Here is a 13323-nt window from a genome sequence, read left to right as displayed (position 1 = left end):
TCTTTCCTAACGAGTAGAACCCAACTTATACTGAATATTCATCTGGATATTGCACGTAGGTGGACTATTTTGAAAGTTACAGGTATAGGTGGCTAATAAATCCCCTTGATAATTAAAAACCCTCATGTTGTAATTATCTTTTCTAGCTGCACTTCCTAAGCGATTGACAAATTCATAACGTTCTACATAATCCAACAAACTCCAAATTTGCTGATTGACTACAAGGTCAACTCGATTCAATTCGGTTTGATTGCCTGGATACGCTATCCAATTATCCAACAGTTTGTTTTGGGAAATTTCTTGTGCTAACCATAAACTAGGGGTGGTTAATCCTGTAAGTTTAATGGTGTTAGCTGTAATGACGTTACCTTCGGGATTATTAAGTAACTGTAAGTTGAGGGGTACTTGTGAGGGTTGGGGAATTCCTGTTTGGGCGATCGCAGATGGATTAAATAACAGGAATATACTGCTGCAAGTTATAGTTAATAATGATGACAATTTGTAGTTAAGCATAACTAAATTTTCTACGGCTTAATAGCAACAATCCGAATTCTGCGATAATCTAAAATCCAAGTTTCTTGATGATAAATTTGTGTTGATAAGCATTTTTCTACTTCACTAATGACTTGGTTTTGCTGTTGAGAAGATAACCCAAGCAAAAAATCATTAGCAAACATCTGTATCCAGTTTGCTAAACTTTTTTCTGTTGTTGATAGGGGAGTAGGACGGTTAAACAAAGTGGCATAGATGACATCAAAACCCTGTGTTTCTAATATGGTAGCGTATTCACTAATACTGGGGAAATACCAAGGATTTAAGGTTTCAGGATGGGCAACGCCATTGGACATTAAAGCCTTGTATAAAGCTGTGGTAATTGCTTGCACATTGCCTTTACCACCAAATTCAGCGACAAATCTACCGCCTGGTTTGAGTGCTTGATATATGCAGTGTGTCACAGAAGTTGGGGGTTGAATCCAATGCAGTGCGGCATTAGAAAACACTGCATCTAATGGTTGCTCGACAATAAAGCTACGGGCATCAGCCACATCAAAACGTAAATGGGGATAGTTTTGTCGTGCTTTTGCAATCATGGTGACTGCATGATCAATTCCCTTGACTTCCGCCCCCGACTGGGCAATTTTCGCTGTTAACTGTCCCGTTCCACAGCCTAAATCTAAAATCAATTCTGCTGGTTGAGGAGTGAGTAAGTTTAATAATTCTTCGCCATATTGCCAAACGAAGTGATGTTGATTCTCATACAAATCTGCATTCCAAATATTTTGGGATGCCACAAAATTATTCATATCTGTTGTTAATTTTTTGATGACTGTTTAATCATTAGATTAAAAAAGATTTTTAATAATGTCCAATATATTTTTGTGCTATTACTAATACTTAAAATATATGATTAACTGTCAAAGATGGAATTACGACACCTGCGGTATTTTGTCACCGTGGCGGAAGAACTGCACTTTGGCAGGGCAGCAGAGAAATTGCATATTGCCCAACCTCCCCTAAGTCAACAAATTCGCCAACTAGAAGCAGAATTAGGTTTTGAACTGTTTCACCGCACAAAACGCAATGTGCAGTTAACAGATGCAGGGCAAATTTTCTTGGGGGAAGTGCAACAAATTATGAAGCAGTTGCAACAAGCCATTCATTTAGGACGACAAACTAGTCGGGGTGAACTGGGAAACTTAGTTGTAGGTTTCGTCAGTTCGGCTGCATATAGTATTTTGCCGGAAATTTTGCGATGTTTTCGAGAACAAGTCCCTGGTGTGAGTTTAGAATTACATGAACTAACGACAGACCAGCAATTAGAATGGTTGCACGCAGGTAGTATGGATGTGGGATTTATTCGTCCGCCGGTGGAAGATGATAAATTGTGCTGGGAGACAGTCTTTCAAGAGTCTTTGATAGTGGCTCTTCCTGAAAGTCATCGGTTAGCGGAGCAGGTGGATATTGACTTAAGTTGGCTAACTCATGAACCGTTTATTTTATTCCCTAGAGTTTTAGCACCTGGACTTTATGACTTAATTATTAGTCTGTGTCAGCAAGCCGGGTTTAGTCCTGATGTTGCTCAAGAAGCGATACAAATGCAGACAATTATTAGTTTAGTAGCAGCAGATATGGGAGTAGCGATCGCACCCGCATCTCTGCAAAACCTCCAACGCACCGGAGTAGTGTATCGACAGATTCATCCCCCTACCCCAAAAGTCGCCATTGCCACAATTTGGCGCAAAAATGAAACATCTTCGACTGTACAGAAATTTCTGGAGATAGTCAGAGAATTTAACGAGTCTTCGGGAATTGGGCATAGGGCATAGAGCAAGCAGGAAGTGTGGGAGGGGCGGGAGGTGTGGGAGGATAGGGAAGAAATCTTTCCCCCCTCTCTCCCCACACTCCCCACACTCCCCACACTTCCCCATCTTCCCAGTCCCCAGTCCCCATTTCTATCTCCTCCTCACCAAGCTGGCGACAACTGTGGCTAACTCGACTGGCTCAATGGGTTTGGGTAAATGTAGCTGATACCCTTCTTGGATGGCGCGGGTGCGGTCGTCGGCTCTGGCGTAGGCGGTGAGGGCGGCGGCGGGGATTTTGCCTCCTTGTTCTGGAGGGAGCGATCGCAGTTTACGGATTAAGGCGTAGCCGTCTTCATGGGGCATGCCGATGTCACTCACCAATACATCTGGTTGCCATTGGTGAATTATTTCTAATGCAGCTGGTACGGAATCAGCTGCTTGTACTTGGGCTTGACATTGTTCTAAAACTGTGGTCACAAAATCACGGGAATCTGCTTCATCGTCTACGACTAGAACCTTGATCCCTAATAGTGAGGGACACATGGGTAGTGGTGTGGCGTTGGTTGTGATTTGGTTGACTACTTCGTTGCTAGTGACCTTATTGACTGTTAGAAGTGGTAACTTCACTGTAAAGGTTGCACCTTGGTTTTCTCCAGCACTGGCTACCTGAACTATACCGCCGTGCAGTTCTACTAAATGCCTGACAATGGCTAAACCTAATCCTAAACCACCGTGGGATCTGGTACTGGAACTGTCAGCTTGGCGAAAACGGTCAAATACGTAGGGTAAAAATTGGGGACTAATGCCAATACCTGTGTCAATGACTTGCATTTGCGCGTAGGCTGTTGGTGCTTGTTTTTCTGGCTCGGCAATTTTCGTGAGTTTGACTGCGACTTTGCCGCCTGGTGGTGTGAATTTAATGGCATTGGAAAGTAAATTCCAAATGATTTGTTGCAATCGTTCAGGATCACCAGAAATCAGAAATTGATCGTTTTCTGAAAATAGGCAAAATTGCAGGTCAATTTCTTTGGCTTGGGCGGCTAGTTGGATGTTTTCAATGGCTGATTCAATGATGGGAACGAGATTACAATGGCAAACATTGAGGCGCAGTTTACCGCGAATCATCCGTGAGATATCTAGTAAGTCTTCAATTAATTGGGTTTGCGCTCTGGCGTTGCGTTCAATAGTTTCTAAGCCTTTGGCTGTTTGGCTTTCATTAAGTTGACGAGTGCGTAACAATTGCGCCCAACCGAGAATGGCGTTGAGGGGCGATCGCAATTCATGGGAGAGTATGGCGAGAAACTCGTCTTTCATGCGGTTGGCGGCGGTGAGTTGTTCTGTTTGCTGCTGTAGAGAGGTGATTAATTGACTGCGTTCCATTGCGATCGCGATTTGATCAGAAACCGCCTGCATCATGGCTTTTTGATTTTCGGTAAAACTAGTACGAGTCTTACTACCAAAACCCAGAGTCCCTAAAACTTTTTCCTGTGCTATCAACGGAGAGCAATAATAGGCACTAAGACCAACGGAACGGAGTAATTCTGTTTTGGGGTCAGTTGATTGGTGTACATTCTCGACATAAATTGATTGACATTGTTGAGCGACAACACCACAGACTGCTTGTCCAAAAGACAGTGATGTAATTGCTTTGGCCACTTCCTCTGAAATTCCTCGATAAGAAGCCAAACGCATGGTTTGGGAATTTTCTACTATTAAATAGTTAAAATAAACGTCTAATTCAATTTGTTCTGCTAGTTTGTGAAAGCAACTATCAATTAGTGCTAATGGTTCTCGACTAGAGAGTAATTCACTGGCAGTATTAAACAGTAATTGTAATCTTTTATAACCTAATGACAGGGCTTTTTCTACTTGCTTGAGATTAGTAATATCTTGAAATACTAATACACAAGTGGCTGGATAACCGTACATAGCCGGTAATGTATCTGCAAATACTAAAATCGACAAAATCCCGTTGGGTGTATGCCAATCTAATTCGTAACTTTCTACACGTTCTCCACGCGCCACCCGCACCCCTGGCATTTGGTCGTTGGCAATGGGATTACCTGCGGCATCTGTGTAATAATAAACGGTGTGATAATCTTCGGCTGGTACACCTTTGGGAAATTCACCTCCGGCTAATTCATCGGCGGCTCGATTGGCAAATGTTACCCGTGCTGTTCCTGGCTCAATCAATAATAGTGGCCTGGGCATAAGGTTTAAAACATATTCCAACCACTGTTGTTGATTTCTCAGTAATACTTCGTTGTTTTTGCGTTCTGTAATATCTAAAAACGCACCGATACACCCTCTGGAGTTACCTTCCTCATCAAATAATGGGACGACATACTCTAAAAGGTTAACGACTTTACCATTGTTGTGAACTACATCTACTTCAAAATCTAAAACTTCTACGCCATGCGCCGCCGCATATTGCATGGGTAGTTCTTCTGGGGAAAGTTCTTCACCTCCACGGTAAACTTTAAATTGTGTTGGTTTTTCTTCATGAGGAGCTGATAAGGAAGCATTGATATCTGTCGATATGCCTAGATGTTTGGCAAAGGCGGGATTGACTTTAATTTTTTGACATTGGGGATCTTCTGCTATGCCAATTCCTATGGGAATGACATCTAATAATGTTTGCAATTCAGTAACACGACGCTGTAAATCTTTGTTGAGTTGAAGAATTTTCTGTTGTGCTTGTTTGCTTTCTCTTAAATCAAAAATAAAGGCGACTCCCTCTTGTTTATGTTCACCAATGAGGACATAGCCAACTAATACGGGGATGCGACTACCATCTTGATGAATGTATTCTTTTTCGTAGGGCGTACAAGTGCCTTTAGGATTGTTTTGGGCTTCGGCAATTCCTTGCTGATCTAAGTCAAAATATTCTGGAGGAGTGATGGTTTGCCAATTTAATTTACCTGCAAGTATATCTTGTTGGGAATAACCAAGCATTTCTAAGAAAGCATCGTTTGCTTGTTGAATGCCTCCGTAAATGTCACTCAAGATAATGCCAATGAGGTTAGCATCCACAAAACTTCTCAGCTTTTCTTCATAGATTTTCACCCTTTCTTGGGCGCGATCGCGCTGTTGGCTGAGAAGTTCAATAATCACTGCACTTTGCCAAATCACAATGGCAAAAATTACGATTAATATGACTACAAATACTGACAAGGCAAAGGCTGGCTCGTATTGACCGGCTCTATGTCCGGCAATGACTAACCAACCGAGAATTACAGGAAATGCGATCGCAACTGCTAATAAACGTCGTGCAATTGAGCCACCATAGCTATTGCTGATTACTATTTTCATTAATCCGTGTTCGGCTCGTCCCCATAAAATGCCTATGCACAGAACTATAAATAATAATGCTGTGTAAAATCCCATACAGGGAATCACAACAGTAGTATTCTCTAAAAAATTTGCTTTATATATGTGGCCAATGATCACTTGTAATGAAACTACAGATGTGACCAAAGTCAGTATTTGAGCATACCAGTAGTTGCGGCGATTCTGAGTGTGATTCAATAACTGTAGAGCTAAACTCAAAAAAATAAAATTTAGGGCTGTATTCCATCCCATACTCCCATGATTTGCCAATTGCTTGGGGAAAAACCTGTCTAATCCTAAATTCCAACCCCATAAGTATTGACTCTCGATGGAGATAGCAATCACACCAACCGCTAAGGCCAAGATGCTAGAAGCTACTTTGCTCTGAGTTGACTTTACACCCACCATCAACCAGAGGGAAATACCTGATAGGAGAAAGCATAAGGCGGTGTCTGCTTGTGTTGTCACTGCAATACCGAAGAAATTCCCCTCAAAGAGTTGAATATCTAGATACCAAGTAACTAATACAACCACGCCCACTATCACAGCGATCGCACTTGCGCCTTTGGCAATTAAGGAATTGTTGATGTTTTGTCGTCGCAAGCGGTTGACTCCTAACATTGAGATTTATGTAACCGCATCTATCTAATGGTTGATTATTTTAATTTGTCTCATATTTACACATCCTTATACATCTTACTTTCATATATTTAGTTCACATCTATCTATATACGTATTTTAAAATTATTAAACGAGTTTTATGAGGCGATGTAAAACTTATTTTTGCCTGTTCTTTGACTCTACTACTCACTCACAGAGTTTTTAAAGGTTTTGTCATCAGTCCTTTTTAGTAAAATCTTAATGAAAATAATCACAAGTCGCCTCAGTTAAAATACTCTTTTTGGATATTTCTAGCAGCCCTATCTGATTTGTGAGCATTTGCTGTGTTTAGATCCCTGAATTATCTAATAAGTCTTGGATATCGTTTCTCATAAATTATTGATAATTGCCTACTTTATCTCTAGGAATCCGCTTTGATTCCTGAAAATGTTTGCATAGGAAGGTAATAGGGAAATCTTCACAGAGAAGCAGAAATAAAAGTGTCCCTAGCTTCGCAGAAATCAAAGACGAGTCTTATCTCAGTTAGTTTTCATTTGCTACTGTCTCAATTTTTAATAATGAGAATATCTTGAATAAGAATTTACTACACTGTTAAGTTAATTTTGCCATAAACTAAAATTCCGCTAAATTGGCGCAGTCTCTTTTAGAGAAGAAAGCAATTTACAATTAGATTTTTCTCTGTCGTAGCAGCAATTAAAAAAAGCAACAACATTCTTACGCTTTAATACAATTTAGGAACTTAAACCCCTAAGTTTTGTGAATGTCATTATAGTCAATCTTATCAGAAAGTTAAGCTTAAATTAATCAAATCTTAAAAGTTAGTGGAAAAAATCACATTCTTACCCTTGTTAATCCATACATCAGATGCTACAAGAGGGTACTGACTGACCTTGAAAATGAGAAAACCAGAAAATTTAGTTCTCTCCCTTTGAAAAAGGGAAGGGTTAGGTTGCGGCAAGAATAAGACTGGTAATAATTCGATAATTTGTCTCTAAACCGTAACTTTTCTCTGTTCTCTGCTCCTTTTTTCCTTGACAAAGCATAGTAATTTGCAATTGCAAAGACCTCTTCAGACAGTTTTTGGAATGTCTACTGATTAATATTTACGTCAAAAATTTACAATAGTTAGACAAAGATAAATGCTAAAAATATCTCAAGAGGAAGTTGTGTCCAGATGATTCCAAATGTATTTAGGAAACTTTTGTTAATTTTGATACCAAAAACCACTAATATTTAAAAACATCATTATGGCATCTATACTTTTTTAGATTCAGTAAAAACAATATCCAGTATTATCAAAAAAACTGCCAATTGCGTGTGGTGTAAAAATCAACAGGGGAATGACAACATGGATTTACGTAGAGATGCTTTGCAAATCCTCAAAGAAACTAGTCGAACGTTTTATATTCCGATTAGTATTTTACCTCCAGGGTTGCAAGAGGCAGTCGCATCAGCGTACCTGTGTATGCGTGCTATTGATGAAATTGAAGACCATCCCACTTTAGACAATCCCACAAAAGCAAAATTGTTGCGTGCAATTAGCTTGACTCTACAATCAGGAGTTGACGGCTTTCCTGTGGATGCTTTTGCGGCGGGCTTTAGTGGCTACGAAGATATTTTAGAAGAAGTCACCATCAGAATTCGGGAATGGTCAATTCTAGCACCAGAAACTATTGCACCCCGTATCTGGGATGCGACGGCGGCGATGTCAGACCGGATGGCTTACTGGGCAGAAGTTAACTGGAAAGTACATACCGAAGCAGATTTAGACCGTTATACCTTTGGGGTGGCGGGTGCAGTCGGCTTGATGCTTTCAGATTTGTGGACTTGGTATGATGGCACACAAACCAACCGCACACAAGCTATTGGTTTTGGTCGCGGCTTGCAAGCAGTAAACATTTTACGTAATCATGTGGAAGATTTAGGGCGTGGAGTCAGCTTTTTCCCCGATGGTTGGAATGTAGCCAAGATGCAAGAGTATGCACTGCGAAATTTAGCTTTAGCAGATGCTTATACCAGTAGTTTACCGGCTGGCCCGGCTCTGCAATTTTGCCAAATCCCCTTAGCTTTAGCGCACGGCACAATTGAAGCTTTAGCCAACGGTAAAGAAAAACTCAGCCGGAGTGATGTAGAAGCGTTACTTCAGCAACTCAACAGTGTCAACTTAAAAGCAGGCTAATACTAATTTTGGATTTTAGATTTGGGATTTTGGATTGCAAGCCTTGGTTTACGGGTGATTCCAATAATCTCAAATAATACTATTGACACCAATTTGGTATGGTGGTTTGTTCTAGGAGAGATATCAGTGAAGAAAACTTTATTCCTCAGTCCCCCTTCCTTTGATGGGTTTGACGGTGGTGCGGGTGCGCGATACCAAGCCAAGCGGGAAATTACATCTTTTTGGTATCCCACATGGTTAGCCCAACCGGCGGCTTTAGTCCCTGGTAGCAGGCTAGTGGATGCACCACCACACAATCAAACTGTGGAGGATGTGTTGCAAATTGCTAAAGATTATGAACTGGTGATTATGCACACTAGTACCCCATCTTTAGCAAATGATGTGCAGTGTGCAGCCGCCATTAAAAATCAAAATCCTGATGTGCAGATAGGTTTTGTGGGGGCGCACGTTGCGGTGTTACCAGATGCAACACTGCAAGATCACCCAGTGATTGATTTTGTCTGTCGCAATGAGTTTGACTATACCTGTAAGGAATTAGCTGAGGGTAAACCTTGGGATGAGATTTTAGGTTTGAGTTATCGGGATCAGTTTGGTAAGATTCGCCACAATGAAGAACGCCCGTTAATTCATGACTGGGATGCTATGCCCAGTGTTTTACCTGTATATGCCCGTGATTTAGATATTACCAAATATTTCATTGGCTATCTTAAACATCCCTACGTCTCCTTTTATACGGGGCGTGGTTGTCCGGCAAAATGTACCTTTTGTTTGTGGCCGCAGACTATCGGCGGACATTTATATCGCCACAAAAGCCCGGAAGCTGTGGGCAGGGAGATGGCGCAAGCTAAAGAACTGTTTGGCGACAAGGTGCAGGAGTATATGTTTGATGATGATACCTTCACCATTGATAAGCATAGAGCGATCGCCATCAGCGAACACATGAAAAAACTCAAATTGACTTGGAGTTGTAACGCTCGTGCTAACTTAGACTACGATACCCTCAAGCAATTACGGGATAATGGTTTAAGATTACTTCTAGTCGGGTTTGAATCAGGTAATCAAGAAGTCCTCAACCGGATTAAAAAAGGTATCAAGTTAGAAGTGGCGCGAGAATTTATGAAAAATTGCCACAAGCTTGGAATTACAGTCCACGGTACTTTTATTATTGGGTTGCCCATTGAAACTAAAGAAACCGTCGAAGAAACTATTCGTTTTGCCTGTGAATTAAATCCCCATACAATTCAAGTTTCTATAGCTGCACCCTATCCAGGCACAGAATTGTATGAACAAGCTCAAGCTAACGGTTGGTTTAGTGACCAATCTTTAGTCGCTAACTCTGGGATTCAAACTTCAACTTTGCAATATCCCACACTTTCTAGTGCAGAGATAGAAGATGCAGTAGAAAGAATGTATCGCCAATTTTACTTCCGTCCCCAAGCTATATTGCCCATTGTTTGGGAAATGTTGACTGATAGACAGATGTTAGTTAGGCGACTGCGTGAGGGTGGGGAGTTCTTTTCTTATTTAAAAGAACGTCGTAACCAAGCGGCGGCAAAAGTTGTGGGGGTTTAGAAATTGGGCTATGGGGAATGGGGCATAGGGAATGGGGCATTGGTAATTTAAAGTTAACTTGAGTCTCCAATGAGGCGCATATTAACAATATTTTAGCGAGATGGCGATCGCTTTAATTTATGGTTTGCCCAAAAATTTCTTTGGTGGAGGTAGGGAACAGGGAATGGGGAACAGTCTTATTCTTATGATTTGCAATTTTTCGGATTCCCATCAATTAGAATGTTCAGTTTTTTCAAGATAGATTATTTTAAATTTAATATCTTTCCATGATTAGCATATACACTGAAGCCATCAGCAAACTGAATAGCTGGAAGATGTTCCGCATGAATATTATTTTGCTCATCTAACCTTATTATGCTAGGACGATTAGATATAATACATATATTATCGTAGGGAAACATCCAACCACAATAATTAATTAAATTTTTGAAAACATTCCATTCTACAGAATTATGCACACAGTTTAGTACAGATATACAAAAATCACATATAGAGCCTACACTTATGTTTGCCCATGAAGAAAAACTATTATAATAAAATTCTATAGATGGTTCCCATTCATTACAGGGCTGAAGTTTGTTTTCGCTCCATACTAAACTGGTTAATTTCTCCCAATCATTACCAAGTTCTATTTCTAGCCTTTCTTCCAATAAATTACCTAAAATAATTTCTAATTCATCTACAAATAAATTATTTAATTCATTTACAAAGGAACTTCTTAAATGAAACCATAGTTGTTCATCAAACTGAGACTTAACTTTTGACTGTAATAAATTAAATTTTTGATTAATTAAACGCCCTACTGGTTGACCAATATTTTTATTTGATTTGTTTAAATTAACTAAGGATTTTAAAGATTGATAAGGGCTGTCTACTAATATAATTTTTGGTTGATTTAATCCAATTAAATTATAAATATTATTGACAGTCTTATGAAGAATTTCACTATTATTTACCTTGGTTTTAAATCCGATAGAAAACCACTTTTGAGAATATTCAAATATAAGTTTTTCTTGTTTGCTAGAAATATTATAAATCATACATTCTAGAGTGTGTTTTAACTTTAAACTGATTGAATTTATCAATAATATTTAATTGGCTGTGGGCTTTTTATTTAGCTGCTTTCTTTCAATCTATTGTGACTAAATAAAGTTTGGACAAGTTTTGGTGCAATACGCAAATTCTCTACGTCAATCCTTAAAATTTCTTAATTTGGCTCTGTTTTATGATTTTAGCGAATTGGTATTACACCAAAGTTCTAAAAACAACTGTTTGTAGGGGATGAATTAGATTCACCCCTGTGTATTTAGAGTTTATTTGTCTTAGCGGGACTTAGACAAAAAGTTGCCAGAAAAAACACTCAAATCTATATGCAGAGGGACTTTGACATCGTTTTGCTTAGTTTCTTGATATATCTGGGTTTCAAGCATTTTTGAGCCTTTGGTGTATTTTGATTGTACTGTAAGGCTTTGAGGCTTGTTTCTGCCTTAAAAATGTTTAAGTCCCGTTAACTAAACCGTATTGTGTTATGTTTGACTACTCCACCTAATTTAATTAGGTGGAGTAGTCAACAACGAGTCAAAACTAAAAACCAAAATCTCATGTGATTTCTTGTTTTATTCCAAAAATTCTGGTCTAAGCGAATATCTTAACCATTCAGGTAGCTCCTGGGCTTTTTGGCTAACTCTTCCATTTTCAATGGTTAGTATTTGTTGATATCCTTCCATTGTTGAGTTATCAAAAATTAAAATCCGGTCAGCTTGTTCTATCGCTACTGATAAATTGGATAGACTGCGTGAATATCTACGCCGAATGTCTTCTTCAGGTACGTTATGTCCGCCTTGTGCAACTCTAGTAGCAACACGCTCAATGCTGATTTCTACATTATCGATACCAACATAAATGAGGTAGATTTGCCACCCTTTTTGCCTAACTTCCGCCATCATTCTTAGATATGTATGGCCTGATAGCGTAGTTTCCACTGCAAAGCTTTCATTATTGCTCAGATAAGCACGAGCGCGTTTAATTGCTTGCCTTCCACCGAGTATTGCTGCTGCTTGGAGATCATCAGGTCGAAGTTGTCGTGCTTCTTGATCTGGGTCGATAATTGGAACTTGCAAAGCTTGTTGAGTTGCACGAGTAAAGGTACTTTTACCCGATCCATTCGGGCCAGCAATAATAGTCAGGGTAGGTTTTGGTGGCATCATCAATTGTTAACTTCGCGGATGATTTCTCGTGTTCCGTCTTTTCGTAGATGATATTCAAAGCAACGACCATCTGATAACTCCATAATGGGTAAGCCTTTGAGAGAATAAAAAATTGGATGACCAGCAACTTTATGTTTGGTAATTTCTCTCTTCACACCTTCTTGTGCTAGTCGCTCTAGCTCTTTTCCCCACACAGAGAATTCACTCTGTTTACCGTTATTAGATTCAGTTTTTCCTTGTATCATCTTCATCTCCCTAGTTCCAGCCAAGATAGAAGTCACTATTTCAGTTTATCTGCAAACCAAAATTTCAGAAAAAACAAAGCGGCAGGTAAGACCCACCGCTTTATCACATTAGCCCCTTTCTTTGCCCCCGTGTGAGTGCGCCGAGACTGTCCAAACGACGAGCATGCTAATGAAAAACTCCATCCCCTTTTGGGTGGAGTTTTTGGGCATGGGGAATTGGGCATGGGGCATGGGGAAGAGATCGCCGATGCCCTATACCCTATACCCCAAGCGACGGGGCGACTATCCCTCTCCATCCCCTCGTGGGTGGAGAGGGATAGTCGCTTTCGATGAATCTGCGTTCACCTCTGACATTGGTGGTTATAGGACGAAATATGGGTGCAGATGCTTGGTTTGTGTGGTGCGCGCCCAAGCCCTTGAATTGCGTTGTCAGTCCTCCAACCGGCTTCGAGTAAATTTAGATTCACCCCCGTGTATTTAGAGTTTATTTGTCTTAGTTAGAAACTAAAGCGTGGGCTTTTAAATCTGCTAAATTACAAACCTCTAAAGCCCTAGCGTGAGTTGCTGTCAGCACCACAGGGGGAGCAACGCCGGCTTCTAGGGCTTCTTGCCAACGGGATGCACATAAACACCAGCGATCGCCAGGTTTTAATCCAGGAAAGTTATACTCAGGGTATGGTGTGCTGAGGTCGTTACCGTGTGATTTGGTAAACGTTAAAAATTCGGCTGTGACTTGGGCGCAAACAACGTGCATTCCGGTATCATAAGCACCTGTGGAACAAAAACCATCGCGATAAAACCCAGTCATGGGAGAGGTACAGCAAACTTCTAAATCTGTACCAAGGACATTTTTAGCTTCTGGCATC

Annotated in this window: 10 protein-coding genes and 1 pseudogene; 3 read left to right on the top strand and 8 right to left on the bottom strand. The window is 40.3% G+C overall.

Translation table 11 applies throughout. The features are described 5' to 3' along the window. Window positions 1–6: 6 nt before the first annotated feature. Together CLI64_RS12535 and CLI64_RS12530 are read right to left on the bottom strand one after the other, a co-directional pair. Window positions 7–513 carry a hypothetical protein gene (locus tag CLI64_RS12535; RefSeq protein WP_103137543.1) on the bottom strand — a complete coding sequence of 169 codons (507 nt, stop codon included), beginning with the start codon at window positions 511–513 and terminating at the stop codon, window positions 7–9. An 11-nt stretch (window positions 514–524) separates the two neighbouring features. Beyond that, complete coding sequence (locus tag CLI64_RS12530) at window positions 525–1304, bottom strand: trans-aconitate 2-methyltransferase (protein ID WP_103137542.1); 780 nt, start codon at window positions 1302–1304, stop codon at window positions 525–527. A gap of 117 nt (window positions 1305–1421) precedes the next feature. Here CLI64_RS12530 and CLI64_RS12525 point away from each other — a divergent pair, with 117 nt between their 5' ends. Next, window positions 1422–2327 (top strand): LysR family transcriptional regulator, encoded by a 906-nt coding sequence (locus CLI64_RS12525; RefSeq protein ID WP_103137541.1) that lies wholly within the window; start codon window positions 1422–1424, stop codon window positions 2325–2327. Between the two features lie 126 nt (window positions 2328–2453). Here CLI64_RS12525 and CLI64_RS12520 read toward each other — a convergent pair whose 3' ends face one another. Next, window positions 2454–6254, bottom strand: coding sequence for an ATP-binding protein (locus CLI64_RS12520; RefSeq protein ID WP_103137540.1), 3801 nt, complete (start codon window positions 6252–6254; stop codon window positions 2454–2456). A gap of 1348 nt (window positions 6255–7602) precedes the next feature. Here CLI64_RS12520 and CLI64_RS12515 point away from each other — a divergent pair. After that, a complete protein-coding gene (locus CLI64_RS12515; RefSeq protein ID WP_103137539.1) occupies window positions 7603–8433 on the top strand; it encodes a squalene/phytoene synthase family protein in 831 nt (276 codons plus the stop codon). Between the two features lie 126 nt (window positions 8434–8559). Further along, the gene (gene hpnJ, locus CLI64_RS12510) at window positions 8560–10005 is read left to right on the top strand and encodes a hopanoid biosynthesis associated radical SAM protein HpnJ (protein WP_103137538.1); all 1446 of its coding nucleotides are present in this window, start codon (window positions 8560–8562) and stop codon (window positions 10003–10005) included. Between the two features lie 242 nt (window positions 10006–10247). On the opposite strand, the gene CLI64_RS12505 is transcribed toward hpnJ, so the two are convergent. The 5 genes and pseudogenes from CLI64_RS12505 to CLI64_RS12490 form a co-directional block, all read right to left on the bottom strand. Continuing rightward, window positions 10248–11045, bottom strand: coding sequence for a DUF6745 domain-containing protein (locus tag CLI64_RS12505; RefSeq protein WP_103137537.1), 798 nt, complete (start codon window positions 11043–11045; stop codon window positions 10248–10250). A 576-nt stretch (window positions 11046–11621) separates the two neighbouring features. Continuing rightward, a complete protein-coding gene (locus tag CLI64_RS12500) occupies window positions 11622–12212 on the bottom strand; it encodes a zeta toxin family protein (RefSeq protein ID WP_103137536.1) in 591 nt (196 codons plus the stop codon). Beyond that, entirely contained in the window at window positions 12212–12463 is a 252-nt protein-coding gene (locus tag CLI64_RS12495; protein ID WP_225977572.1) for an MmgE/PrpD family protein, read from the bottom strand. Before CLI64_RS12495 ends, CLI64_RS12500 begins: the two co-directional genes overlap by 1 nt. Before the next feature lie 316 nt (window positions 12464–12779). Further along, a pseudogene (locus CLI64_RS32165) lies at window positions 12780–12912 on the bottom strand (strawberry notch C-terminal domain-containing protein); the annotation flags it as partial. 38 nt (window positions 12913–12950) lie between these two features. Continuing rightward, complete coding sequence (locus CLI64_RS12490; RefSeq protein WP_103137534.1) at window positions 12951–13322, bottom strand: DUF2237 family protein; 372 nt, start codon at window positions 13320–13322, stop codon at window positions 12951–12953. Between the last annotated feature and the right edge of the window lies 1 nt (window position 13323).

Origin of the sequence: Nostoc sp. CENA543 (genome assembly GCF_002896875.1) — a bacterium.
Classification (GTDB): domain Bacteria; phylum Cyanobacteriota; class Cyanobacteriia; order Cyanobacteriales; family Nostocaceae; genus Trichormus.
This window is presented reverse-complemented; position numbering and strand designations above follow the sequence as displayed.

Excerpts from the sequence above, each read along its gene's own strand:
- CLI64_RS12520 (WP_103137540.1), bottom strand. The coding sequence starts at position 6,254 with ATGTTAGGAGTCAACCGCTTGCGACGACAAAACATCAACAATTCCTTA.
- CLI64_RS12530 (WP_103137542.1), bottom strand. The coding sequence starts at position 1,304 with ATGAATAATTTTGTGGCATCCCAAAATATTTGGAATGCAGATTTGTAT.
- CLI64_RS12505 (WP_103137537.1), bottom strand. The coding sequence starts at position 11,045 with ATGATTTATAATATTTCTAGCAAACAAGAAAAACTTATATTTGAATAT.
- CLI64_RS12535 (WP_103137543.1), bottom strand. The coding sequence starts at position 513 with ATGCTTAACTACAAATTGTCATCATTATTAACTATAACTTGCAGCAGT.
- CLI64_RS12500 (WP_103137536.1), bottom strand. The coding sequence starts at position 12,212 with ATGATGCCACCAAAACCTACCCTGACTATTATTGCTGGCCCGAATGGA.
- CLI64_RS12525 (WP_103137541.1), top strand. The coding sequence starts at position 1,422 with ATGGAATTACGACACCTGCGGTATTTTGTCACCGTGGCGGAAGAACTG.
- CLI64_RS12495 (WP_225977572.1), bottom strand. The coding sequence starts at position 12,463 with ATGAAGATGATACAAGGAAAAACTGAATCTAATAACGGTAAACAGAGT.
- CLI64_RS12515 (WP_103137539.1), top strand. The coding sequence starts at position 7,603 with ATGGATTTACGTAGAGATGCTTTGCAAATCCTCAAAGAAACTAGTCGA.
- CLI64_RS12490 (WP_103137534.1), bottom strand. The coding sequence starts at position 13,322 with ATGCCAGAAGCTAAAAATGTCCTTGGTACAGATTTAGAAGTTTGCTGT.